The sequence below is a fragment of the Thalassotalea ponticola genome (assembly GCF_041379045.1).
Taxonomy (GTDB): Bacteria; Pseudomonadota; Gammaproteobacteria; order Enterobacterales; family Alteromonadaceae; genus Thalassotalea_A; species Thalassotalea_A ponticola.
Map to the genome: position 1 here is coordinate 863,760 of NZ_CP166871.1, position 20,703 is coordinate 884,462.

The 20,703-nt window shown below is 42.4% G+C and carries 24 protein-coding genes; 11 read left to right on the forward strand and 13 right to left on the reverse strand.

Annotation, left to right across the window (positions count from 1 at the left end; all coding sequences use genetic code 11):
• The first annotated feature begins 32 nt into the window (after nucleotides 1-32).
• The 5 genes from ACAY30_RS03750 to ACAY30_RS03770 all read left to right on the forward strand — a co-directional run bounded on the left by ACAY30_RS03750 (nucleotide 33) and on the right by ACAY30_RS03770 (nucleotide 4,596).
• Entirely contained in the window at nucleotides 33-500 is a 468-nt protein-coding gene (locus ACAY30_RS03750; RefSeq protein WP_290250779.1) for a nuclear transport factor 2 family protein, read from the forward strand.
• A complete protein-coding gene (locus ACAY30_RS03755) occupies nucleotides 497-1,207 on the forward strand; it encodes an SDR family NAD(P)-dependent oxidoreductase (RefSeq protein ID WP_290250778.1) in 711 nt (236 codons plus the stop codon). The genes ACAY30_RS03750 and ACAY30_RS03755 overlap by 4 nt, the downstream gene beginning before the upstream one ends.
• A gap of 5 nt (nucleotides 1,208-1,212) precedes the next feature.
• Nucleotides 1,213-2,463: an NAD(P)/FAD-dependent oxidoreductase gene (locus ACAY30_RS03760; RefSeq protein ID WP_290250777.1), complete on the forward strand. Its 1,251-nt coding sequence runs from the start codon at nucleotides 1,213-1,215 to the stop codon at nucleotides 2,461-2,463.
• Between the two features lie 25 nt (nucleotides 2,464-2,488).
• The gene (locus ACAY30_RS03765) at nucleotides 2,489-3,241 is read left to right on the forward strand and encodes a DUF1365 domain-containing protein (RefSeq protein WP_290250776.1); all 753 of its coding nucleotides are present in this window, start codon (nucleotides 2,489-2,491) and stop codon (nucleotides 3,239-3,241) included.
• A 113-nt stretch (nucleotides 3,242-3,354) separates the two neighbouring features.
• Nucleotides 3,355-4,596 carry a cyclopropane-fatty-acyl-phospholipid synthase family protein gene (locus tag ACAY30_RS03770; protein ID WP_290250775.1) on the forward strand — a complete coding sequence of 414 codons (1,242 nt, stop codon included), beginning with the start codon at nucleotides 3,355-3,357 and terminating at the stop codon, nucleotides 4,594-4,596.
• Nucleotides 4,597-4,698: 102 nt separating this feature from the next.
• On the opposite strand, the gene ACAY30_RS03775 is transcribed toward ACAY30_RS03770, so the two are convergent.
• The 4 genes from ACAY30_RS03775 to folX all read right to left on the reverse strand — a co-directional run bounded on the left by ACAY30_RS03775 (nucleotide 4,699) and on the right by folX (nucleotide 6,888).
• Entirely contained in the window at nucleotides 4,699-4,959 is a 261-nt protein-coding gene (locus ACAY30_RS03775) for a DUF5062 family protein (protein ID WP_290250774.1), read from the reverse strand.
• Between the two features lie 69 nt (nucleotides 4,960-5,028).
• On the reverse strand, nucleotides 5,029-5,715 hold the full coding sequence (gene folE / locus ACAY30_RS03780) for a GTP cyclohydrolase I FolE (protein WP_290250773.1): 687 nt from the start codon (nucleotides 5,713-5,715) through the stop codon (nucleotides 5,029-5,031).
• Nucleotides 5,716-5,729: 14 nt separating this feature from the next.
• Complete coding sequence (folM, locus tag ACAY30_RS03785) at nucleotides 5,730-6,464, reverse strand: dihydromonapterin reductase (protein WP_290250772.1); 735 nt, start codon at nucleotides 6,462-6,464, stop codon at nucleotides 5,730-5,732.
• Between the two features lie 16 nt (nucleotides 6,465-6,480).
• Complete coding sequence (gene folX, locus ACAY30_RS03790; RefSeq protein ID WP_290250771.1) at nucleotides 6,481-6,888, reverse strand: dihydroneopterin triphosphate 2'-epimerase; 408 nt, start codon at nucleotides 6,886-6,888, stop codon at nucleotides 6,481-6,483.
• A gap of 280 nt (nucleotides 6,889-7,168) precedes the next feature.
• On the opposite strand from folX, the gene ACAY30_RS03795 reads away from it, so the two are divergent.
• Nucleotides 7,169-7,876 (forward strand): GAF domain-containing protein, encoded by a 708-nt coding sequence (locus ACAY30_RS03795; protein ID WP_290250770.1) that lies wholly within the window; start codon nucleotides 7,169-7,171, stop codon nucleotides 7,874-7,876.
• A 60-nt stretch (nucleotides 7,877-7,936) separates the two neighbouring features.
• Here ACAY30_RS03795 and ACAY30_RS03800 read toward each other — a convergent pair whose 3' ends face one another.
• The 3 genes from ACAY30_RS03800 to ACAY30_RS03810 form a co-directional block, all read right to left on the reverse strand.
• Nucleotides 7,937-9,508: a glycogen synthase gene (locus ACAY30_RS03800; RefSeq protein WP_290250769.1), complete on the reverse strand. Its 1,572-nt coding sequence runs from the start codon at nucleotides 9,506-9,508 to the stop codon at nucleotides 7,937-7,939.
• A 3-nt stretch (nucleotides 9,509-9,511) separates the two neighbouring features.
• Nucleotides 9,512-10,786, reverse strand: a complete 1,275-nt coding sequence (gene glgC / locus ACAY30_RS03805) for a glucose-1-phosphate adenylyltransferase (RefSeq protein WP_290250768.1) — start codon at nucleotides 10,784-10,786, stop codon at nucleotides 9,512-9,514.
• A 171-nt stretch (nucleotides 10,787-10,957) separates the two neighbouring features.
• A complete protein-coding gene (locus ACAY30_RS03810; protein ID WP_290250767.1) occupies nucleotides 10,958-11,263 on the reverse strand; it encodes an isoamylase early set domain-containing protein in 306 nt (101 codons plus the stop codon).
• Between the two features lie 430 nt (nucleotides 11,264-11,693).
• Here ACAY30_RS03810 and ACAY30_RS03815 point away from each other — a divergent pair, with 430 nt between their 5' ends.
• The 4 genes from ACAY30_RS03815 (at nucleotide 11,694) to ACAY30_RS03830 (ending at nucleotide 13,517) form a co-directional block, all read left to right on the forward strand.
• Nucleotides 11,694-12,143 carry a hypothetical protein gene (locus ACAY30_RS03815; RefSeq protein ID WP_290250766.1) on the forward strand — a complete coding sequence of 150 codons (450 nt, stop codon included), beginning with the start codon at nucleotides 11,694-11,696 and terminating at the stop codon, nucleotides 12,141-12,143.
• 135 nt (nucleotides 12,144-12,278) lie between these two features.
• Nucleotides 12,279-12,629 (forward strand): DUF6249 domain-containing protein, encoded by a 351-nt coding sequence (locus tag ACAY30_RS03820; protein WP_290250765.1) that lies wholly within the window; start codon nucleotides 12,279-12,281, stop codon nucleotides 12,627-12,629.
• A 12-nt stretch (nucleotides 12,630-12,641) separates the two neighbouring features.
• A complete protein-coding gene (locus ACAY30_RS03825) occupies nucleotides 12,642-13,187 on the forward strand; it encodes an RNA polymerase sigma factor (RefSeq protein WP_290250764.1) in 546 nt (181 codons plus the stop codon).
• Nucleotides 13,188-13,517, forward strand: coding sequence for a hypothetical protein (locus ACAY30_RS03830; RefSeq protein ID WP_290250763.1), 330 nt, complete (start codon nucleotides 13,188-13,190; stop codon nucleotides 13,515-13,517).
• A 228-nt stretch (nucleotides 13,518-13,745) separates the two neighbouring features.
• Here ACAY30_RS03830 and ACAY30_RS03835 read toward each other — a convergent pair whose 3' ends face one another.
• Nucleotides 13,746-14,084, reverse strand: a complete 339-nt coding sequence (locus ACAY30_RS03835; protein WP_290250762.1) for a DUF2750 domain-containing protein — start codon at nucleotides 14,082-14,084, stop codon at nucleotides 13,746-13,748.
• Nucleotides 14,085-14,343: 259 nt separating this feature from the next.
• On the opposite strand from ACAY30_RS03835, the gene ACAY30_RS03840 reads away from it, so the two are divergent.
• The gene (locus tag ACAY30_RS03840) at nucleotides 14,344-15,192 is read left to right on the forward strand and encodes a tetratricopeptide repeat protein (protein ID WP_290250761.1); all 849 of its coding nucleotides are present in this window, start codon (nucleotides 14,344-14,346) and stop codon (nucleotides 15,190-15,192) included.
• A 214-nt stretch (nucleotides 15,193-15,406) separates the two neighbouring features.
• Here the strand turns inward: ACAY30_RS03840 and ACAY30_RS03845 are convergent, their stop codons facing one another.
• The 5 genes from ACAY30_RS03845 to msrA form a co-directional block, all read right to left on the reverse strand.
• Nucleotides 15,407-16,666: a HAMP domain-containing sensor histidine kinase gene (locus tag ACAY30_RS03845; RefSeq protein WP_290250760.1), complete on the reverse strand. Its 1,260-nt coding sequence runs from the start codon at nucleotides 16,664-16,666 to the stop codon at nucleotides 15,407-15,409.
• A 12-nt stretch (nucleotides 16,667-16,678) separates the two neighbouring features.
• Nucleotides 16,679-17,386, reverse strand: coding sequence for a response regulator transcription factor (locus ACAY30_RS03850; protein ID WP_290250759.1), 708 nt, complete (start codon nucleotides 17,384-17,386; stop codon nucleotides 16,679-16,681).
• Nucleotides 17,383-18,267 carry a S9 family peptidase gene (locus ACAY30_RS03855; protein ID WP_290250758.1) on the reverse strand — a complete coding sequence of 295 codons (885 nt, stop codon included), beginning with the start codon at nucleotides 18,265-18,267 and terminating at the stop codon, nucleotides 17,383-17,385. Before ACAY30_RS03855 ends, ACAY30_RS03850 begins: the two co-directional genes overlap by 4 nt.
• Nucleotides 18,268-18,296: 29 nt before the next feature.
• Nucleotides 18,297-19,412, reverse strand: a complete 1,116-nt coding sequence (locus ACAY30_RS03860; protein ID WP_290250757.1) for a type 1 glutamine amidotransferase domain-containing protein — start codon at nucleotides 19,410-19,412, stop codon at nucleotides 18,297-18,299.
• Nucleotides 19,413-20,129: 717 nt separating this feature from the next.
• Nucleotides 20,130-20,672 (reverse strand): peptide-methionine (S)-S-oxide reductase MsrA, encoded by a 543-nt coding sequence (gene msrA, locus ACAY30_RS03865; protein WP_290250756.1) that lies wholly within the window; start codon nucleotides 20,670-20,672, stop codon nucleotides 20,130-20,132.
• Between the last annotated feature and the right edge of the window lie 31 nt (nucleotides 20,673-20,703).

The window sequence follows — 20,703 nt, forward strand, 5'->3', positions numbered from 1 at the left end:
GACATGAGCACGTTAACAAGAAGGGTAATATTATGGATAATACAGCGACGCAACAGACCTTTGTCCACTCTAGCCTGCCAAATTGGTTATCTAATTTTATTCAAGTGTATGAGAGCCTCGGTGTGGATAACCTAGAAAACTTAAACGACATATATGACACTGATGTGGCGTTTGAAGACCCTATGCACAAGGTACAGGGGTTCGATAACTTACAACACTACTTTGACGCACTGTACACCAATCTTAGTGAGTGCCGTTTTACCATTGACAACGTCATAGCGAACCAAGATCAGGCTGCGCTTTATTGGCATATGGTGTACACCCACCCCAAATTGAATGGTGGTAAGCCGGTATCTGTTGAAGGGCACAGTCATTTAAAAGCAGCGAACGACAAGGTTATTTATCACCGCGACTACGTCGACGTAGGGGCGATGTTGTATGAACACATCCCCGTTGTCGGGCGCATGATTAAGGCGATCAAAAAAAGGGCAGGTCAATGAACGTGATGATCACTGGGGCAACGTCGGGCATTGGTTTATCGCTTGCCCATAAGTACGCAAAGCACGGCTACCAAGTTGTTGCTTGTGGTCGAAATGAAGATAAGCTCAATGAGTTGGCCACACATAACGCGATAACATCACTGGCCTTTGACTTAACTGATCAACAGGCCACTGAACGCGCATTAGAGCGAGCATCAACACCTGATTTAGTGATCATTAATGCCGGTGATTGTGAGTACATCGATGATGTAAAAGCGTTTGATGCCAGCTTATTCAAGCGGGTGATGAATATAAATATACTGTCGGTAGCGACCTTACTCGAGTTGTTGATCCCTCGGCTTGAATCCGGTTCGCGCATCGTGTTTGTCTCTTCTAGCGTTACTAAATTAGCGTTGCCTCGCGCCGAAGCCTACGGGGCTTCCAAGGCCGCAATGGACTATCTCGCCAATAGTTTACGCATCGATTTGCACCGCCATAACATAGACGTTACCTTGGTTCATCCTGGTTTTATAAAAACGCCATTGACCGATAAAAATGATTTCGATATGCCATTTTTATTGTCGAGCGACGAGGCGGCAGAGCGAATCTTTAAAGGCGTAAACCAAGGTAAAGCCTACTTAGAATTTCCCAAACGGTTAACGTGGTTGTTGTCATTATTATCGTTTATTCCGACAAAACTATGGACTAAAATTGCTTGCAGGAGCTAAAGCAAATGAAAAAAATAGCTGTTATTGGCTCGGGCATATCTGGCTTGACCAGTGCCTGGTTACTATCGCAAAAACACCACGTACAGGTGTTTGAAAAAAATAATTATATTGGCGGTCACACAGCCACCGTGGATGTTACTGTAGATGGCAAAGACTATGCTATTGACACCGGTTTTATCGTTTACAACGATAAAACCTATCCAAACTTCCTCAAACTACTGGCAAAACTCGGTATCGAGCGTCAAGAGACTGAAATGAGCTTTTCAGTGCATAATGTTAAGAGTAAATTGGAGTATAACGGTCATAACTTAGACACCTTGTTTGCTCAGCGTCGCAACCTATTGCGACCTGCGTTTTGGCGTTTGGTGAGAGATATCTTGCGTTTTAACAAGGCGTGTAAATTAGCCTATCAGCAAGCGGATTACGATGTTGAGCTGACTCTTGGTGAGTTTCTCGAACAACAAGGCTTCAACGACTTTTTTGCCGAACATTACATCCTACCCATGGGCGCTGCTATTTGGTCAAGCTCACTGGAACAGATGAATCAATTTCAGTTTCACTTCTTTGTTCAGTTTTTCCACAATCACGGATTGCTAAACATAGCAGATAGGCCACAATGGTACGTAATTCCAGGTGGCTCTCGGCAGTATATCGAGCCGTTGATAGAGCCTTTTAAAAACAATATCACCCTCAATGCCGATATTGTCTCGGTGGTACGCGACAATGGTATCACCATTACCATGGGCGATGGCACATCTCACCAATTTGATGAAGTGGTTATCGCTTGCCACTCAGATCAGGCATTGCAATTACTCGGCGATGCGTCAGAGGCAGAGCAACAAGTGTTGGGAGATATAGCCTACAGTGCGAATGATGTCGTACTTCACACCGACATCGGTTTATTACCGCAACGTCGAAAAGCATGGGCGAGTTGGAATTATCAATTGTCAGCACAGCGAGATAAACCCGCCAGCGTGACCTACAATATGAATATATTGCAAGGGCTAAATTCAGATACCACATTTTGCGTCACATTGAATCAAAATGAGGCAATTGCCAAAGACAAGATCTTGCAAAGTTTCGTTTACCACCACCCCGTATTTAACGTGCAGTCAATGCAAGCACAACAAAAACGCGAAACCATTTGTGGACACAATAACACCCATTTTGCCGGGGCGTATTGGTACAACGGTTTTCACGAAGACGGCGTGCGCAGTGCAGTTGATGTGGGTAAGCGCTTTGGCATTGATTTATAGTGGCTGTCGGGAACAGGGTAGAGTAATGGCACAGTATCACTCAAGCCAGGTATATCGAGGCACAGTTAGGCATCGACGCTTCACCCCAAAGGCACATCATTTTAACTACCAGTTATACATGTTGGCCTTAAACGTTGATGATGTTACTGAGCAAAAGAACTTTGGCCGAATTTTTGGCTATAAATGGTTCAATCCAGTGCGTTTTGTTGAGCAAGACTATGTGGTAGGTGAACTCGGTACGCTCAGACAACGTATTTGTAAAAAAGTAGCGTCGTTAGGCGGTTCACCTTTTGACGGCGACATTGTTATGCTGGTGCAAGCGCGTTGCTTTGGTTTGTATTTTTCACCGGCCAACTTTTACTTTTGCTACCACGCTGACTCAGAACAATGTCGCTACATGCTCGCAGAGGTGAGTAATACGCCATGGAATGAGCGTCACTACTATTTAATTGATATGCAGCAAGAAAAGATCACCGATAAAAATTTCCACGTCTCTCCGTTTATGGATTTGGCGATGCAGTATCATTGGCGCATCAAGCCGCCGTCAAATGATGACAGCAAGCTTTTGATTCATATAGATAATAAACGAGATTCTGGAGATAAGGTGTTTGATGCAACGCTCGCCTTACAGGCGTTGCCATTATCGGCTAAGCACATGTTCAAGGTGTGGCTACAATTACCTGCGATGACCTTGAAAGTGGTCGCGGGCATTTATTATCAAGCAGCTAAATTACTGCTAAAGCGCATTAAGTTTATTCCCTATCAACACGGGCAATAAGCAGCTCTATGCAAATTAGTTAAAAGGCGTAATTAAGGCGACTTTATCTGTAGTTTAAATGAGGTAAGGTTGACCAATAGTCAATAACAAGATGAATTAAAACAGGATTAGACGTGGAAGGCATAGTAACAAATAAAACGACAACATCGTCAACATGGTTACAGAATCGTTGTCGCCAACTGGTATTTAGTATTTTAAACAAACTCGACGGTGGCGCATTGCGCATCATTGAAGGCGATACTCATGTCGACTTTGGTAAACAGAATCCCCATCGCTATAACGAAGCGCTTGAAGGGGTTATTGAGATTCACGATCCAAGTGCTTATCCAAAATTTGTTCGCGGCGGCAGTATTGGTGCGGCAGAAGCGTTCATCGCCGGATTGTGGTCGAGTCCAGATTTAACCAAGGTGATTCGCATTTTTGCCAGAGCGCAATCGCAAACAGATCAACTCGAAAAGAAAATGGCGTGGGTGAGTCGGATCAAGAACAAGCTTTTTCATCGTCGAAATCGCAATTCACATCAGGGTTCGAAGCAAAACATATTAGCCCATTACGACTTGGGCAACGAACTGTATAGTCGCTTTCTCGACCCGTCCATGATGTATTCAAGTGCGATTTTTGCGCATCCCGAAATGGATTTAGCCCAGGCGCAACAACACAAACTAAAGCAAATTTGTCAGCGCCTAGAGCTAACTGCAGGTGAACATTTGATTGAAATTGGCACTGGTTGGGGCAGTTTAGCGGTTTATGCAGCACAGCATTACGACGTCCATGTGACGACAACCACCATTTCTGAAGAGCAATATCGCTATGCCGAACAACAAATAAAATCGCTTGGCCTAGAAGATAAAATTACCTTGTTAAAGAAAGACTACAGAGATCTGACCGGCCAATATGATAAATTGGTTTCTATAGAGATGATAGAAGCGGTTGGTTATGAATATATGGATAACTTTTTCAGTCAGTGTAATCAGTTGCTAAAACCCGGCGGTAAAATGCTGATTCAAGCGATTACTATAGCTGATCAGCGCTTTGATTATTACCTCAACAATGTCGACTTTATTCAGCGCTATATCTTTCCTGGTGGCTTTTTGCCATCGCTTGAGCTGATGAGCAAAAAGCTAAAAGAAAAAACCGACATGGTGTTACATCAACTTGACGATTTTGGTTTGGATTACGCTAAAACACTGCGTTGCTGGCGGATGCGCTTTTTAGCCAGTTGGCAGGAATTACTCAAATTTGGCTACGATGAGCGTTTCAAAAATCTGTGGTTGTATTATTTGTGTTATTGCGAAGGGGCATTTTTAGAGCGCTCGACATCTACGGTGCACTTTGTTGCTCGCAAAGCTCGGTAGACGCCAACAAAGGAGGGAGCACTTTGTTGATGCACTTATCTAACTAGCGGATGCAACACCATAAACAGCGCGTATACATCGATGTACGCGCTTTTTTTTGTGTTATTGTCGAAGTGGGTGTTCGTCAGGCAACTTACTGGCTACCCAAAGGGCCAGCTTGTGTTTCATCATCAATAGATTTTCTTGCTCAACGGGAACGGCAGTAAGGAGTTTGTCATGTACCAGCAAGCGGTACAGAGCCTCAATTTTTTGCTTTGAAGAATCAGTGGTCGAAAAAGCGTTATAGCCTTGTTTTACCGCGTAATTTTCACCTACGCGTAAGGCTACTTTCAATAGCTGTGCTTCGTTCTTTATTTTTTTCATCGCCATACTCACCCGTTTAACAAACGAATTAGAGTATGGCATATATCAAACGAAAAAGAGATGAATTTGTTAGCCTTTTAAAAACTCACTACGAGACGCCAGGTTGTCTTTAAAACAGCCACTTAGAGCCGTTGTCGTGGTACTGGAGTTGCTGTCCATAACACCGCGAGCTTTGACGCAGTAATGGGTCGCGTTGATGGTGACTGCCACGTGTTCGGTATTGAGTAAGGTTTTTAAGGCAATCAATATTTGCTGGGTGAGGCGCTCTTGCACTTGCGGGCGCTGAGCGAAAAATCGCACAATGCGATTGATTTTACTCAAACCGATCACTTTATCACTGGGGATATATGCGACTTTCGCCGTGCCATCGATGGTGACAAAGTGGTGCTCACAGGTACTAATGACATCGATATCCCTAACCATCACCATTTCGTCCAGTTTCATTTTATTGTCGATGGTGGTTACTTTGGGAAAGTTCTGATAATCCAAACCGCTGAATATTTCGCCGATAAACATTTTTGCAATGCGGTGTGGCGTTTCTTGTAAACTGTCGTCATTTAGATCGAGCCCTAGAGTTTGACAGATATCGACATAGCTTGCTTTGATTCGCTGATATTTCTGCTCTGACGTGAGAGAGTTGTCTTTAACCGGTGTTTCCAAGCCAGCCTTAATTAGGGCTTTTTGCACCAGTAATGCCTCATCACTAATCAAGGTATCGTTGTTTTTACGCTTTAACTGCTCTGTTACTTTATTCATCTAAAACTCTCTAATTATCGCAAGTGACGTCCGCCATCAAGGTGAATGGTTCTGCCATTAACGTATTTGCTGTGTAGTAACCACACAATGGCTTCTACACCTTCAGCCTCTCCGGGAACGATACCAAGAAGAGATTTTTGCGCCGTTTTTTTTCGATACTGTTCATCGTCCCATTCGTTAAAGCTTAGCAGCGATGGAGCGATACAGTTGACTTTGACGTGTGGGGCAAGTTTTTTCGCAAATGACAACGCAAGATTGGCCAAGGCTGCTTTACTGGCGGCATAAGCTATGTGTTTACTGCTTCCCGTTTCTACGACGTAATCGGTTAAATGGATTATATCGCTGCACATATTTTGTTGTTCGCTAAAACGCTGTAACGCTGGAGCCAAGGCCAGATTCAGTTGATACGGCGCGTGGACATGCACTTGCATCATCGCCGTCATCAGGGCACTGGCATCGAGTTTGTCGTTTTCAGGGTGCCAATCTGACGCGTTGTGTATGATTGCTCTGATACTCGCGTAGCGCGACTTGATGGTCTCAATAAAGTCGCCAATACCACGGTCAGTGGCAAAGTCGGCTTGAATGCAGTCAGCACCAAGCTCAGACAGTTCATCGACACCTGGTTTGTGGGTGCGGTAGCTTATGACTAGGTGATAACCCTTTGCTATTAAAGCTTTAGCCGTATGCAGGCCTAATCTCTGTCCCGCTCCAGTGATAATAATGGTGTGTTTGTTGTGGTGTGCTTGCATGCGTCACTCCCAATCGCTATTTGCGGCTGGCGCTCAGAGTTAGTGATACCGAATCAGCAAAGCGCAGTGCATGTGGCTTTTCTACCGTTACTTTAGCGAAGTTGACGGATGGGTTTTCCATACAGATTTCAAGCAAATCGCTGGTTAATTTTTCAAGCAGCTTAAAATGTCCTTCTTCGACGTGATGTATCATCGCCTTGGTGATCGTTTTATAGTTTAGCGCTTGGGTTTCTTGGTCAGTTTGACACGCATCATTTGCTGGGTACTTGATTTGAGCGTTGATAACGATATCTTGCTGCTTGGTTAGTTCTTCTGGGTTAAAGCCGATATAGGTTCGCAATCTAAGGTTGATAATATCAATAATAGCGTCGTTTAATTGCAGTTTCGTCGATGATTGACTTGATAGTGGTGATACGTTTTCCATAGCGGTTCCAAGTGATTTTTTTATCAGTATAACAGTACTTAGTACGTACAAGGCAAACACTTAGATGACAGTAGCCAGATTAAATCACCGTTTCGGTTAGACGAGATGATAATAGTTATTGCTCAGTGGGCTATCTTATCGGTGATACAGCGCGAAAAACAGTTGGCATATGCGATTACTTGAGTATAATACAGCTATCCATTTAGATGTCTAAATGTCTAGGTGGTTATGTTTGTTAACCCAGTTCTGTCTTGGTCTGTTATTTATTGGAGTTTTTATTATGCGATTGTTTGATATTCTTGGGGTTTTATACGAACCAATTAATGCGTTGGACAATCACGAACACCTACTCAGTTATATTGAACCCAAACTCAATGAAGATGGAACCTGTCCTATTTTTAAAGAGCCCGGTCGTACCTATAACTTAGAGCAATACCTCACTAAAACCGACGGTATCAGCGAGCAACAACAACGCAAACATTTACTCGATTTATTGGCCCGACTCAGTCGATTGGTGCGTTGGATTCACCTTAAGACCGACGTGTTTTGGTTTGGCATTTACCTGCGCCACGGCGATAAGTTAGTGAAGTATGTGTACAACGGTGAAATGAGCAAAGCGGAGTTTGATATTTCTGAAGAGTATCTCGAACGCTCTATTAATACCCGAGTCATTATGGAAAAGCGCCCGTATTACATCGCTGATGTTGATAACCATACCGGTCCCTACTACCGTTGTGATGCAAAAGTGAAATCGGAATTGTGTTGTCCTATTTTTGCGCCGAATGGCGATGTTATTGGTATTTTTGACTGTGAAGATCAACGAAAAAATTTCTTTGATGACAAAATTGATTTCATTTCATTAAAAGTTCGTCGAGCGATAGAAATCTTCTTAGAAGATCACCCTTACATAACCCACTGTTCAGATTTTGTTATTGAACAAGATGAGTTTTCAAAACGACTCGATAGAACCAATTTAGGTGGCAAATAACACATCTGTTATGGTGGTTAAATAAAAGCGCAGTTAGCATTTGCAGACTGCGCTTTTCTGTTAGGGGGGTATCGCCATTGACGGTTGATATAACAGGCTAATATAAGCATCAATGCAATCGCGCCACAAAAAACGCTCGGCTTTTGCTCGTTGACACAGTTTGTTAAATTGCACCTTGTCTTGCTGATACATGGTTAACGCCAAGGTGACAGCTTCGAGTAACCCGTTGACTTGCTCATTCACACTGTTGCCAGAAAACAGAAAGCCATTGTGCAAGTGGATCACGGTATCGTTTAAGCCCCCGATTTTGTGGGCAATCACTGGCGTTGCTGCGCGCATTGCCAACATTTGTGAAATACCGCAGGGTTCAAACGAACTGGGCATCAAAAACAAATCCCCGTTGACGTATAATTGATCAGAAAGGCCGCTACAAAAGCCATTGATAAACAGAAGGTTGTCATGGCGTTTCATCACTTCGGTTATTCTTTGCTCAAGTTGCGCATCACCCGATCCTAGAATGATCATACGCCCCTTAAAACGTTGTAAATTATCCATGATGTCATCGAGTACATAGCCGCTTTCACTGGTTTCAAACACCAATTTTAATTTTTGTTCGGTGATCCTACCGACACTGATAATTAACGGCCCACTTGCGTTGTGTTGTTGCCATTGCTGACAGCGTTTTTCGGCAATAAAGTGCGAGGCGCGAACAAAGTTATCGACACCGTGTAACCCGCTGATTTGTTCTTTAATAAGTGTGAGCAGTTCTTTATTAGCAACGATTGGCGGTATGGTTTGTGTGTAATCACAGCCGTTTAGAATACCAACCAAGCGGTGTTGTTGATCGGCGACCTGCAGGTCTTGTTCCAACCCTTCACCGCCGATAAAACCTCGGTCTGGATCACTGGCTTGGATGACTTCTTGGCGATAAGTGGGCGACACCACATGTACCACATTGGCCAAATTTATGGCTGCCCGAGTCGGATTGTAGCAGTCGCTATAGCGCGTATCGGCTAAGATACTCTCGTCGTAGCGCAGAGTGGGGAACCAAGCGCGCAAACTCGACTCTGTCTGGGTCAAAGGGCGTATCCCTTGTATGGCTAAATTGTGAATAGAATACACGCTGTGCAATTGCTCAACCGCCTTGTACCTCGGTTCAAATCGGCTGAGCACAAGAACTGTTGCGCTGTGCCAGTCGTGCAAATGCACCACGTCATATCGGTTTTGCCATGGACCAATTAATAATTCGCAAATACTGGCGCAGAATAAAGCGAATTTGTTGGCGTCGGAATAAAATGGTTTATCATCGCCGTCGTCAAAATAAATTTGTCCGGGCTGACCTTGGCAAAATAGCTTATTTTCAACAACATACTGACCTATTTTGTCACTGCTTTGCTGCTCGAGATAATATAAATCAACCCGTTCATTAGTTTGGCGAAACGGCACGTCAACAGCGTCAATAAGTGTCGAAGGATTGGCCAATGCGTGGTACTGATAACCCGGTGTGATAACATCAACACAGATATCTTGTTCACTTAGGAACTTAGGAATATCGCGAATCACGTCACCGATACCGCCCACCTTACCATTTTTCAATGCATCGTTTTCCGATGCCACCATTAACACTCTCACGTGTTAACCTTGCTGCTTGCTGAGGTAGTTGGCAATCATATCTCGCGTGACCAAGACCACGCCTTTTTCGGTCACGCGAAAACCATTGGCTTTGTCTTGCTCATTATCGACGCCAACGGTAAGTCCTTCAGGAACAACCACGCTGCGATCGATAATGGCTTTTTTAATGGTACAGTTTCGGCCTATCTCCGCACCCGGCAAAACCACCGCTTGCTCAACGTAGCTGTATGAATTTACTCGAACTTGCGAAAACAACAGAGACGACTTGACGGTGGCGCCTGAGACTATGACACCACCTGACACCGTTGAATTAATCGCTAGACCGCGTCGGTTTTCTTCGTCAAAAATGAACTTTGCCGGAGCTGTTTGTTCTTGGTATGTCCAAATCGGCCAGTTGGCATCATACATGTTTAACTGCGGGCTAGGTTCGACCAATTCCATATTGGCTTGCCAAAACGAGTCCAAGGTACCAACATCTCTCCAGTACGGTTGGCCACCGGTGTCTGAATCGATAAATGGATAAGCGTATACTTTGCTGGTTTTTATGATTTCTGGAATGATGTCATGGCCAAAATCTTTACTTGATGATTCTTTTTCGTTGTCGCGCTTTAACTGTTCAAACAAAAACTCGGTGTTAAACACGTAATTGCCCATTGATGCTAGCGTTACCCCTGGCTTGCCCGGCACGTGTGATGGGTGTTCGGGCTTTTCGTCAAAACGCTGGACCCGATTTTCTTCATCGACAGTCATCACGCCAAAGGCACCCGCGGCTTCTTCGGTTGGTACTTCAATACAGCACACAGTCATGTCCGCACCGGTTTCAACATGCTTGGCAATTAATTCACCGTAATCCATTCTGTATACGTGGTCACCGGACAAAATCATCACGTATTTTGGCAGTTCATGACGAATAATATCGATATTTTGGAATACCGCATCGGCGGTACCTGCATACCAACGATCACCATCGCGTTGTGATGCCGGTAAAATTTCAACTGATTCACCAAGCTCCTTTTTGAAGTGGCCCCAGGCGCGGTTTATATGACGAATAAGCGAATGAGATTTGTACTGCGTGGCAATTCCTACGCGGCGAATTCCTGAGTTAATACAATTAGACAGTGGAAAGTCGATAATGCGAAATTTACCGCCAAAAAAGGTCGCTGGTTTGGCTCGCCAATCGGTTAATTCGTAAAGTCTTGATCCTTTGCCACCTGCGAGAATGAGAGCATAGGTATCGCGAGTTAACTTACTGATATAACGATGTGATGTAATGGGCATAGTAACGACCTTTTATTTTGATAATAAGTAGATAGTAAGGTAAGAAAAACAAAAAATCACCTGTTTATTAACAAGTTTTTAACGGGGTTTTCGTCGCGGAAAATAACTCGGTGAGTAATACGAGGGCAGGTACGCTAGTCTCTTGCGCACCTGCCAAAACCACAGACACCGCTAAGCGCAGTGTGTATGCGTAGAGACTATCGAATTGTCGCTACCAAATTCATTAGCGCGATAGGCATCAGCACAGTAGTCGTTTTCCCATTCTGAGCCATTGAGCAGATAGCGAAATTCAAATTCACAGTCTTTGGGTAATCGAACTTTTGCTTTAAAGCTGTTGCTCGACTTAACATAACTCATTTTTATCGGTTGCCAATTATTAAAGTCCGCGTATAAAAGTACGTCATTGATGTCGTCTCTGGCGAAGGCAAAGGTGACTTCTGCTTCGTTTTTGGTTTTAAAAAATTTCTTATTTAACATGTTCATCCCCTCGTGTTTAAACATTGTGCAGTCACGGTTGGTTATTACTAGGCGAGTGCACAGTTTTGGTGCGCTATGACAAGCCAGTTGGCTCTAAGGATATAGCAAAGTGAAACAAGCAAATATCGTACCTTGTTGATGTTAATGGCTGACTATATAGGTTAGGTAGGCATTTAAACACGGTAAGCGGCCGATAGATATCGCCGCTATCAACCATGACAAAGTTACCTCCTTGATTTTTATGTTTTTTTTTCATATCGTTATGGTGAGGTGTAAAAAACACTATCAAATCAATGCCCTAAAGTGTAGCTGCAGCTAAAAGACGTCGCGATAGGGTTAAGGAACTTTGTATTGGCTTCGTTATCTTAACAAGTAGATTTACTCTACCCAGAATTGACGAACCAAATGCATTTTTGAAGAGGAACTATTCATGAAAATACGTCATACCGTTGTGGCTATTGGTACCTTTGCAATGGCGCTGTTTGCCAGCACAGGGAACGCTAAAGACCAGCAATCAGCAACGTCTGAAGCGGTGCAATGTGGTATTGTCAGTGTCAACAAACCAACCCCCACAACCAAAGATTTGTATCCTGCAAAGGTAAATACGATTGACGACGATCCAGTAAAGTCAAACAGCCATACATTTTTTCTACCAGTTGGAAAACACAAAATTAAAGTAATGGAAAATATCCATGATGATCTGTTTACGCGTCGTCGCAGTGGAATGTTGAATTACAAAATTATCGAAGTTGACGTAAAAGCCAATACTCAGTATTACCTGGCGGCAAAGTTTAACAGGAAGCAAAAAACAGATTTAAAATCAGGTGGTTATTGGGAGCCTGTGGTGTGGAAAACGATGGCGCGAGAATGCTCTAATTAATGCTTTAATTTGTATCCAAGAAAGCCAACGTTTATCAGCCAACGTTGGTTTTTTTTATTTTACTGCATCCGATCACTCTATAAATCGCCTCTTACTTTATAACATCATACAAATAAGTTAACAGAGGATTTTATTATGGCGAGCGATCTAGTTCCAATTGCATTATTTGCGACCGTAGGTGTTGTGATATGGTTGATTGTGTTTTACAACCACAAAAACAAAGCTGTGTTTCAACAAACTATTCAAAAAGCCTTAGACAAAGGCGAGGGCATATCTCCTTCAAGTGTGGAGCAACTATTACAGATGCAACAGAATCCGCAAAGTGACTTTAAGCGGGGTATCCTGTTGGTGTGTGCGTCGATTGGTATTGCTCTATACTCCTATATAGGCGATGTCGATCGCGACATCGCGGCGATAGCCATGTTTCCGTTGGCAATAGGGATTGGTTATTTGTTACTGGCAAAAATGGCCAATAAAGGCCAATAGCAATCATTTATCATGTTAGACAGCTTAATCGCTAAGTTTCAACTGCAGCAAAGCCGACGTGTATTTGATCGCATTGTGCGTCAATGTCAGTCAGAGGTACTCGGCTATTGCCGGCGTTTAACCGCTGGTGATATCGCTTTGGCCAATGATATCGCCCAAGAAAGCTTCATTATTGCCTATCAACAACTCGGACAGCTCAATAACACGTCGGCATTTAAATCGTGGTTGTATCGCATTGCTTATCGGCAATACCTCAAGGTGTTATCGGAGCAACGAAAAAATACCTTAGTGCATCAGAGCGTAAGTGAACAGCAATTGCACACCACGGTGGCCGATGTCGATGAAACATTAGCACAGGAGCAATTGATTTACCGATTGATGTCGTCACTTTCAGTCAACCAAAGAGCGGTAATCACCATGCACTTGACGTTAGGTTACAGCCAGTCGGAAATAAGTCAGTTATTAGATATGCCGTTAGGCACGGTAAAATCTCACTGTAATCGCGGTAAAGAACTTATGCAGCAGCAGTTGAAAGACTGTTATAAAGGAGTAGCCTAAATGAATGAACATATCGATTTAGACTCACTATTAAAGCAGCCAATGCCATCTGTTGATGACCCTAAATTTAGGCAACAAGTGTTACAACGCTTGCAAAGACGTCAGCGTAACAGATTCATTGTTTGGCTGGCATTAACGCTGTTGATGTTGGTTTGGCTAGCCGTTGTTTTATTCACTCTTGAGCCACAGGCAATTACCGCGTGGTTTGACCTTGATAAACTGGCCGGGGGATTTTCTCAGACCAGTCTCAGTGCATTTTCATCGACCCATGTTGTGATGTTATTCGTCGTCTTTATCGTATTTATACTGGGTAAAGATGAGCTAACATAACTAACAAGGTCTAAGCTCATGGCGGTATTTTCTCGAAAGCCGTAGATAGGTGACATCAATAACTATTAACCTGAGAGTGGTGTTGTCAGTTTGGGTCAACACCATCTCTTTTGCATTTATGTATGCGAGATCGGTTACGCGCTGATCGTCGGGTGGATCATACAGCGTTGAGGTAGCGCTGTTGAGATATGGCGCGATGGCCATGATATGGCCACCATGGCTACAGCGTTACAGGGCTTTAGCTAACAATTTGGCGAAGTCGATAACATTCATTTCAATACCGCCTTTGTCAAGTTCCCAACTAACCCCGATACCAACATTGTCGTCATTGAGATCAGCAACCCATTCTTCTAAAAACGTTTCAACGTCAATTTCACCCACTTGATAATCTTGCCATTGATCGACGCAAAAGCGCTGAGCGTGTTGACTACTCGCCCAAATAGGTAATACATCGGCAAAGTCTTGCTCAGAGTCACACACAACCCAATCGCCTTGGGCGGTGGTTAAGGCAAATAGGCGTTGCTCTTGGTTAATCATTACAATTGCATCGGTTATTTCTTGTTCCATGATAAATCTCAATAATTACTGCTAAGTTGTGCATTTATTGTAATCAAAAATGGTTCGTTTTACTGTAAATATACTGATTATTATCGACAATTAACTAATAGCGGTTTGAGCAGTGTGGTATTGACGGCTTTGATTAAGTATAACGGCGCGAAGTTGTGAGCCAACAACCATTTAACCGAATCATTCGCAAGCACCGACTTGTATTTTGGCTATTTCATCCTTATTTAATAACTACCCCCTAATTAAAAGAGAGTAATTCATGACACAAGCTTTGATTGCATTAACCCCCGAAAACTTTCAACAAGTGGTGTTAGAAGAGTCACAAACCAAGCTCGTATTAGTCACATTTTTTGCTGAACAAATTCCCGAAAGTATTGAATTGAAAGACATGTTGGCGAAAAAACTAGCCAATGTCAGCGATATCATTACCTTAGCAACGGTGGATTGCATGACGCAACAAGCAATCGCGCAACAGTTTGGCATTCAGTCACTACCCACTGCCGTTATGGTCAAAGAAGGGCAGCCCGTTGATGGTATTGCTGGAGGCCAAACCGATGAGCAAGTCGATGAGTTTCTCGCCAAGTTTTTACCGAAAGCCGAAGACAGCTTACTCGAACAAGGACAAAAAGCGTTGCGAGATGCGCAGTTAGGAGACGCTCTAACCGCATTGAGTCGCGCCAGAGAAATTGACAATACGCGTGCAGATATCAATAAAGCACTTGCTGACGCCTACATACAATCAGGCAAACTGGAAGACGCCAAAGGCTTGCTCGATAGCGTATTAATGGTTGATCAAGATAGCTATTATCACTCGTTGTTAGCCAAGCTAGAGCTTGCCGAAAAAGCGAGTAACTCACCAGAAATTGTCGCCTTAGAACAGCGACTTGCCGAGCAACCTGACAGTCGTGAAATAAAAATAGAACTGGCAGTACAGTACTCGCAAGTTAATCGACAAGAAGAAGCGCTGGTTTTATTGTACGGTTTATTACAGCAAGACAGTGGTGACCAAGAAGCGAAAAAGCTATTACTTGATGTTATCGCCGGTTTACCTGACGGTGATAAATTGGCATCAACCTATCGTCGTAAACTGTTTGCGATGATGTATTAATTCAGTCATTTTTTTCTAAATGGCGGCTAGATTCTCATCTCAGCCGCCAATGTCACATGACCTAAATGTTAATAGCCATAGATATATATACTGGCTGGTTTCTACGGCCGATTAGTGCCATTTAGCTACATATTCACACAACGAATAAAACCAAAATAACATACGTTCAACTAACTCGCTTTTGGACAGGAATAAGTTACCAAATCAGTGACAACTATACCGAAATTGCAGGTGCTTTTAACCAAAGTAAGCATATTTCAGTGCCTTGTTGATCAGATGAAATATCAACCTTCATATTGGTTTTCTCACAAAGTCGTTTTACCAATGACAAGCCAATACCAAAACCTGTACTGCTTTCCCCTTTACTGCCTGATTGATAGACATTCGATAATAACTCAGGGGCAATCCCTTCACCGGAATCTTTAATCGTGAGTTTACCTGATTGATATTGAATGCGAATAACCCCCTGCTCGGTATGTTGAAAGGCATTAGAAATTAAATTTCCAATAACAATTTGCATCGCTAATTTACTGCCGAAAACGTTCTCATTAGGCTCAATATCAAGGTCTAGCTCAATATCTTTACCTTCTATTGCCTTATGATGCTCTAATATACATTGTTCGATGATCGGTAAAATCGCGATATCGTCATATTGAAAACTCTCTTCTCTAGCAAGCGCTAATAGGCCATCAATACATTGCTGCATTTGTATTTGGGCATCTGTTAATCGCTTAGCTAATATGCTTTGCTCTTTCGTTAACTCAGTTGCCTTTAATAACGTTAACGCACCTTGGTTAATCGCAATAGGGGTGCGTAGCTCGTGAGAGACGTCACGAGTAAAATGCCGTTCTCTCTCAATAAACTGACTAATTCTCACCATGGCTTGATCTAATTTTTTAGCAAAAAAACCGATTTCATCATTGGCAAAATCTTTAGAAAACCCTTTCGGTAACTCTTGCTCTTGAACTTTCGATAATATGCTAACCAATTTGTCCATAGGTTTAACAATGCGCTTAGCTAACGACCATGACATTAACGCGACAATAACGCCAATAACCAATAGAAACACCAGTTGGGTTTTCGCCATACTTCCTTTGATGCTGCGCACAACTAAATAGTCACTGACTTCTGCTAGTAAAAATCCTTCTGGTAATTTCTTTAGATGATAGTGTTTCTGGTTTTGTCCAGGAAACTCAATTCGTTCCGGCTCTTCATTCAGTAATGTTTGAACAGAAATAGGTAACTGTTCAGTCGATTGATAATATTTTACAAAAGATAAGCTAGGGCTTGGTGACAACCCTTTATTCAACTGCTGTTGCACTTGGCTCATCTCATTATTTAATAATTTATAAAACAATGAATCTTCAACATGGTAGCTAAAAAGCAATGATAAACCGGAGAAAAGTAAACTAATTAAGGTCGCGCTGGTAATAAAATAGACCAGAATACGTGTACGAATTTGGTTAGAAAACATAATAGCCTTCATTTAACATTGAGACTCTAAAGATAAACTAAAACCTATGCCATGCATGGTTTTAATAATCGCGTGCGCATAAGGCTTATCAAGCGCTTTTCTGAGCTGATATAAATGCGAACGTAAAGCATCCGATGACGTTTGTTCATCTCCCCAAATTCGTTCACACAGCTCGCTACGGGTGATAGCTCTTGGATAGGCCTCCATCAAGATTTGTAAAATCATCAAAGGGATAGGCTGCAAATGCACATGTTGATGATTTCTTGTCACCGTTTTTCTCGATATATCGAGGGATAAAAGCTGCTCGCCTTGACCTAGGGTGAGCACTTTCGGCTGATTTAACGTATGACGTTGAGCAAGCGCAAGACATCGAACATAAAGCTCTTCAAGTGCAAAAGGTTTGGTTAAGTAATCATCCGCACCTTGAGCAAAGCCCGTTAACTTATCATCTAAAGTATCTCTAGCCGTTAACATGATGATAGGGATATGACGATCTGATTTTTCCCGTAAAATTTTACAGACCGTTAAACCATCCATTTTCGGCATTGCAATATCTAAAACGACGACATGATAATATTGACTTAATGCCAATTGACAAGCTTGTTCACCGTCATAGGCAAAGTCTAATAAAATATGTTTAGCTTCGAAGAACGTTGCAATATTTTGACTAATTGCAACATTATCTTCGACCACGAGAACTTTTAATTCTGTCGCCTTCACTGATACCACCCTGAAAGTTGTTGATAGTAGCCGTTTGGTAAAAGATGACCACTATCAAAGGTAATGTGCTTTTTATCTTCAGTTAAAAATAAAGAGAATAAATCGCTATTTTGTTCACTTGATGCATATTCATCATCATTGGCTGTCACTAACCATACTTTATCAATATCTAAACCATTTGCGATATTTTTGGGTGCGACAATCGCAACTTTATCATCAAGGTATGGTGGCACAATCGATAAAACGTGTTCTATTCTCTCATCAATGCCGGCAAGAAGTAGCGCAACATGACCTCCCATGCTATAACCGGCAACACGGGTTTGTGTTTGATCGAATTGAGGTTGTTGATCCAGCCAATCTAATAACACGCGATGATCTTTAACGGTATCAATGATCATTTGCTCATAAGGCTCTCGCTCTCCCCAAATATGCATATTATCTATGATATCGATAACGCTGTTGTCTAACTCTTTACGTTTACCATGGTTGCGACTATCAATAGCAATCACAGCAAAGCCATTAGCTAGTGCCTGCTCGGTAATTTTATGCGTTTGCTCTAATGTCGGACGCTCTTTGAAGCTATCCATCCACCAACGATTCTCACTTCGCCCCATCGCATGTACGCCCAACAAAACCGGTATTTTGTTGGCGCTTAAGGCTTTTGGATAAGCAATGCGACCATTAACTTTAGCGCCATCAAAACTGGTGTAGGTAAACTCAAACTGATCATCATCAATTTTGACCATATCCATATCAATCGACCCGTTTTGATAACTATATCTTTTTTCGATAATTTCAGGTGTTACTTGATAATCTTTTAGCCCCCAAATGCCATACCAAATTCCACCTAATACAATAAATATGCCTGCTAATGTTGTCATAATTTTCTTCCAATTATTTTTGAACCCATTCATGAGTTAATAACCTTATTAAGCAGCTCTGAAACTTGTTCGTTATCAGGGAAGTTTTTGCGTGCTTGCTGTAATAATTGCGTTGCGGTGGATAAATCACTTTTATCAAGGTAGGTTTGCGCAATTGCAAGGGCTAACATCGGATGATTAATCTCAGGCTGAGTTAATTCCATTAGCATCAAAGCAACATTGCGCTGCATTTCTGTACTGGCATGTTGACTCTGATAAAAACCAAACATGGCAAGTAACATCGGGTTATAGTTTTGTTTGTTGGTAATAAACTCCTGTTTAGCTCCCACACTATCTAAATAAAAACGTTCAACCAGTTTAATGGTGTTGTCATCTTTAAACGTTGGCAAACCTTGCGTTGGTAAGCCGAGTTTTTCAACGACCGCTATAGCACTATCTGCCGTTGAGAATGGGTTTTGGCCAGTGATCAAGCGACCATCAACACTTACTTGATTAAGCATTAAACCATCTTTAATCACCTTTGCCCCTTGAGCGATAAGATCATCTTCTAAAGAAAAAGGTAACTGCCATTTCTTAGTAAACGCCCCTTCTTCTAAATTGGTAAAGGCAGAAATTCGTTTATCCGCCACCAAATAACTACCATCGTTTAATTTGATGTCAAGTAATGCAGCAGGGCCATGACAAACAGCGGCGACCACACCTTGTTGCTGATATATTTCCTTGATGATACTTTTAAGCTCTTGGTTAACCGCTAAATCGTACATAGGACCTTTACCACCAACAACGTAAACGGCGTCATAGTTAGCCGGCTTAATTTTGCTAAGCTCAATCGAATTATCGAGTTTTTTAACCGCTGCTTTATCTTCTAAAAAGGTTTTGTTATAGGGCTTTTCTTTATCAAAATTATCGGTAATTAACACACCGCCATTAGGGGACGTAAAGGTGACATTGATACCAGCCGCTTTAAAGACTAGGTAAGATTTACTCATTTCATCAAACTCGTAGCCCGGTTTGATCAATTCACCTTGTTCGTCTTTCTCGCCATAGCTACTTAACACCATCAATACGTTTTTATCATCAGCAATAGCAGCTAAGCTAGCAAAGGTAGTTAAAACACTAAAACATACAGGTAGTAATTTTTTCATTATTTCTCTCCAACAAATTGACTGTTCGCTAAATTAGCAAAGCCATTGTGAATAGAATGTGAAGAAAAATATAAAAATGCTTCACGAGCAAAAATTAAATAATGCAGTCGATACCTAACCGCTGAGTTGAATTAATTAGACCATTTGCGCTGTCTTTGCTGAATGAGATACTCCATGCTTTCCTATACCTCTGAAGGTATTGTAACGGTATGGATCAATAGCACCTAGATACATGTCCTAAGCAGCTATCTCATCATCGGAAAGACTGTTGTGTTCATATATCTGTTGAAACGGAATTTTTGGTTGTTCATGAATTGCTTTAATCCATTCACCAGTTGAACTCACAGCACTTTTCGGCCGGTCAAGCCACATCGAAACTGAAGGAGATTCCATCTTCGGCAACCGTTTCATGCGTTGCTCTACCTCCTGCATTCTTGCAGTCGAAAAACATGATGGAATGACGATGTTCTTTTTCTGTTATTGTGACTCACTCAAAACGACACAAGACGGTTGTAAATGCTTTATGTGATTCATCCGTTAACGCCACTTCAGCGATTAACGTTAATGGAGTCAATGTTCTGAAAATAGCCTTCATGATCGCTAGAGGTTTATGCAGGTTGCTACTGCATTCAATGTCAGCTGCTAAGGTTTTGGATATGTCATGCGAATTCTGCTCAAGCCAATACTCGAGCGCATAGCACAGAGAAATGACTTGGTTTAATCTGGTTTTATCCAATCGCTAAACAAATGGGCGAGTTTGGCAAGCTTGGGGGCGATGATAATCTGACAATAAGGTTGATACGGGTTGTTGTCAAAGTATTGCTGGTGGTGTACTTCTGCCGGATAAAACTGGCTAGCAGGCGCGACTTCGGTAACAACCTTATCTGAGTACTCTTGGCTGTTGTCTATTTCGTCAATCAGCTGATGAGCGGTCTGCTGTTGTGACTGAGATGTATAGAAAATGGCTGAGCGATACTGACTGCCTACGTCATTACCTTGGCGATTGAGCTGGGTGGGGTCGTGAATGGTAAAAAATACCTTGAGTAAATCAGCGTAGCTTAATTGACTTTCATCATAGGTAACTTCAACGACTTCAGCGTGACCAGAGGTTCCCGTGCAAATATCGGCATAGCTTGGGTTGTCAAGTTCCCCTCCCATGTAACCGGAGGTAACATGGTGCACACCGATAAGGCGAGATAATGGTGCTTCGATACACCAGAAACAGCCACCGGCAAGGTAAGCTTTGCTAAATTCCGTCATATTTATTACCTCTGTCAAATCTCGCGTTCTA